Source organism: Mycetocola sp. (assembly GCF_046716805.1).
Taxonomy (GTDB): Bacteria; Actinomycetota; Actinomycetes; order Actinomycetales; family Microbacteriaceae; genus Mycetocola_A.
The window spans coordinates 1-3,350 of record NZ_JBKJWH010000010.1 but is presented as its reverse complement, the minus strand read 5'-3'; the positions used below and the strand labels follow the sequence as shown (position 1 = coordinate 3,350).

The window sequence follows — 3,350 nt, the reverse complement described above, 5'->3', positions numbered from 1 at the left end:
ACGACGACCAACAACCCTGGCTTGCTCGAGGTGAACCTTCCGACCACGGCGACAACCGGGGATGGTTCCAAGAGAACTGGCAGCGGTCAAAGATGCTGGAACTCCGACTGCCGGATTTAGGGCCGGTGCAGAACAACATCTCCTATAACGATGCTGTCGGCACCAAACGAGCGTCGTCAAGAACCGGTCCGCCCGTTTCAACCGACTGGCAGCCGCTGCGCAGTAACGAGGCAGTGATGGCGCGGTAACGCAGGCTCGGTTGACTTGATGCGGTCGACCCGCATGTTGCGGATCGGACGACTCAGGAAAGAAGGTGAATTCGAATGCTGACAATCGCTGAACTCGACGCTCAGTCGGTGGAGTTACTGCCGGCTAAGGAGACTCTGTGGTTCGACTTGAACATGGCCAACGTGTACGCCATGAACTCGTCGCTCGCGCTGAACGCCGGGACAATCCTGTCCTCTGCAAACAGTGTCGCTTACCAGAGCATCACAGTAGTACAGGGCTAGTTACTAGTCGCTCGTTCACCTGGCACCTGTGCCTTAGGTGCCAGGTGATCGCTGTCGGGCCCGCCATATCGTAGACGGAGGGTGAGCGAGCAGCCGGGGTTCGGAAGTGCGACCATTGGGCATGCTCACTTTCCCCCGAACTCCCGGCATCCGATGAGCCTGCGCTTCGAAGAGCTGGCCTGGCAAGAGACTCCGCTCGGCGAGGTCAGTCTGCGTCGCCGCCATGACCCGGCGCTCGACGTCGACATCTACGAGGTCAAGCTCGGCGACGAATTCCTCATGTCGAGCCTGTTCCCGGTCGCTGAGATCGAGCTGGCCCACCTCGGTCTCGCCGCTGTTAAAGGCGATGCCCTCAACGTCGTCGTCGGCGGCCTCGGTCTGGGCTACACCGCCGAAGCCGTGCTCACTCACAAGCGGGTCGCAGTGATGACCGTGGTCGACGCTCTCGACGCCGTCATCGACTGGCACCAGCGCGAGCTGCTGCCGGTGTCCACCCCGATCGTGACGGATGCCCGCACCCGCCTCGTCCACGACGACTTCTTCGACCTGATGCGCCGACCACCGGCATCCGATTCGCTGTTCGACGCAATCCTCGTCGACATCGACCACTCTCCCCGTCACCTGCTGAACGAGAACTCGGCCGGCTTCTACACGGTCGAGGGCATCCGGCAGGCCGCGGCGCACCTCAAGCACGGAGGAGCGTTCGCTCTCTGGTCGGATGATCCGCCGGACGACGCCTACTCCGCGGTCCTCGGCGAGGTGTTCGACACCGTCGAGGCGCACGTGGTCCCGTTCGCCAACCCGCTGACCGGCGGCACGTCCGCGAACACGGTCTACGTGGCATCCGGGGTGGACTGCAGCCAGGCAGCCGAGTGACCCCTTGTACCCGTGGTGGTGCTGCACGTCTTCTGATTGACTATTGCGGTGCTCGAAGACGAGATCGATACGCCACCTGCTCGCCGCAATGGCCCACGCCATCGGCGGGTCGGGCGCCACCGGCGGTGGGCGCTCGGGGTCGTACTGGCGCTCGTGATCCCGGTCGCGATCGGGGTGAGCCTTCTGGCAGCCGACGTTTCGGCGGTTCGAAACACCATGCAGTCGGTCGTGCCGCTGGCGTCGAATCTGAAGACACAGGCGCTCGCCGGTGACATCCGGGCAGCGACAAAGACGCATGCGAGCATGTCGGACAAGGTCGACCTCGCCGCTGAGAAAGTGAGCGGACCACTCTGGGGCATCGGTGAAGCGATTCCCTTTATCGGGGTGAACTTCAGCGCCGCCAGGCAGCTCGTCGGTGCGGCCGACGCCGTGGTGTCTGACGGTGTAGCGCCACTCATCGAAGTTGCCAGGACGATCGGCCCGTCGTCGCTCGCGCCCGCCGACGGAGCCATCGACCTTGAGCCGCTGGTCGACGCGGTTCCCAAGGTAGCGGAAGCCAACCTGGCACTTCAGGATGCGTTGTCCGACGTGAAGAGGATCGACACAGCGAACAGCGTGGACGAGGTGGGCGCCGCGAAGGAAGAGCTCGCAGAGGCAATTGCGAGCGCTGCAGCCCCGATCTCTGCACTCAACGACATCGTTCCGCTCCTCGCGCCCGCTCTGGGGTCGGACGGACCGCGCAACTATGCCGTGATGTTCCAGAACAACGCAGAGTCGCGGGCGTTGGGCGGCACCGCGCTATCGTTCGCCGTGGTCACTGTCGACCAGGGTCGCATCAACCTCTCCAATGCGTTCCACACGGGCTTCGAGAATTTCCCCCAGTACCCCACGCCAGTCGTGCCGGTGCCGGATGGCCTGGAATCAGTGTTCCCGAACGGCATCTACGGCACCTATATCGCGAACGCGACGATGCGGCCCAGCTTCGTGTCGGCCGCCGAGACCGTGCAGGAGTTCTGGCGATTGCAGTACGGCACCAGACTGGATGGAATCCTCTCCATCGACCCGTTGGCGTTGAGCTACGTGTTGAGGGCGACCGGGCCCCTCCCGCTGGCGACCGGCGACACACTGTCGAGCGACAACCTCGTTCCGCTGCTCCTGAACGAGGTCCACCGGCGGTACAACTCCGGCGACTACGCTCGCGACAACATGGCCCAGGATCTCGTTCACGCGGCGGCCGTGAACGCCACATTCGGGGCCCTCAGCTCGGGCGATTTCGACCCAACGGCATTTATCGGTGCGCTGTCACAGGGATGGGACGAGCGCCGGATCCTCTACTGGAGCGCGCATGAGGAGGAACAGGCCCAACTGGAGGCGATCGGCCTGAACGGCGAATTGCCGGTGAGCGACCGGAGCACCGACCGACTCGGCGTGTACTTCCAGGACGATGTCGGGTCGAAACTCAACTTCTACCTCAACCAGTCGATTCGCGTGGCATCCGCCCCGTGTACGCCGGGCGGAGGTCAGACCAGCCGCGTGAGCGTCGACCTGACCAACACAATCACGCCGTCGCAAGTGAAGGACCTTCCGCCCTCGATCACGGGCTCCTATGCGCGGGAGAAACTGGAACCGGCTGTACAGCGGATGATCGTGCTGCTGTATGCGCCTCCCGGTTCCGACATCACCGGCGCAACAGTCGGCAGCACACCGGTTGCTGTGGAGGCTCTGCACGACACGGACTACCCCGTTGGGAAACTCACCGTCATCGTGAATCCGGGGGAGACGGTGTCGCTGAGCTTCACCGTTGTCTCGGGCAACCCGGCAGCGACCGACGTCGACGTGCAGACCACGCCGATGGTGAACCCCACGAGCGTTGCGAGAGAGAAATTGGACTGCGCTACGGTCGGCGGCTGAGACCGGGCTCGTTACCGGTGACGAGGGCGGCCGCCTTCGCTCGCAGCACGGCGC

3 protein-coding genes and 1 pseudogene are annotated in these 3,350 nt (G+C 64.0%); all 4 read left to right on the top strand.

Going from position 1 to position 3,350, the window contains the following annotated elements; translation table 11 throughout:
• A pseudogene (locus ACLQ62_RS00800) lies at positions 1-170 on the top strand (dTDP-4-dehydrorhamnose 3,5-epimerase family protein); the annotation flags it as partial.
• A gap of 153 nt (positions 171-323) precedes the next feature.
• Positions 324-509 carry a hypothetical protein gene (locus ACLQ62_RS00795; protein ID WP_411719756.1) on the top strand — a complete coding sequence of 62 codons (186 nt, stop codon included), beginning with the start codon at positions 324-326 and terminating at the stop codon, positions 507-509.
• Between the two features lie 81 nt (positions 510-590).
• Positions 591-1,385 carry a spermidine synthase gene (locus ACLQ62_RS00790; protein WP_411719755.1) on the top strand — a complete coding sequence of 265 codons (795 nt, stop codon included), beginning with the start codon at positions 591-593 and terminating at the stop codon, positions 1,383-1,385.
• A gap of 48 nt (positions 1,386-1,433) precedes the next feature.
• Positions 1,434-3,296 carry a DUF4012 domain-containing protein gene (locus tag ACLQ62_RS00785; protein ID WP_411719754.1) on the top strand — a complete coding sequence of 621 codons (1,863 nt, stop codon included), beginning with the start codon at positions 1,434-1,436 and terminating at the stop codon, positions 3,294-3,296.
• Positions 3,297-3,350 lie beyond the last annotated feature (54 nt).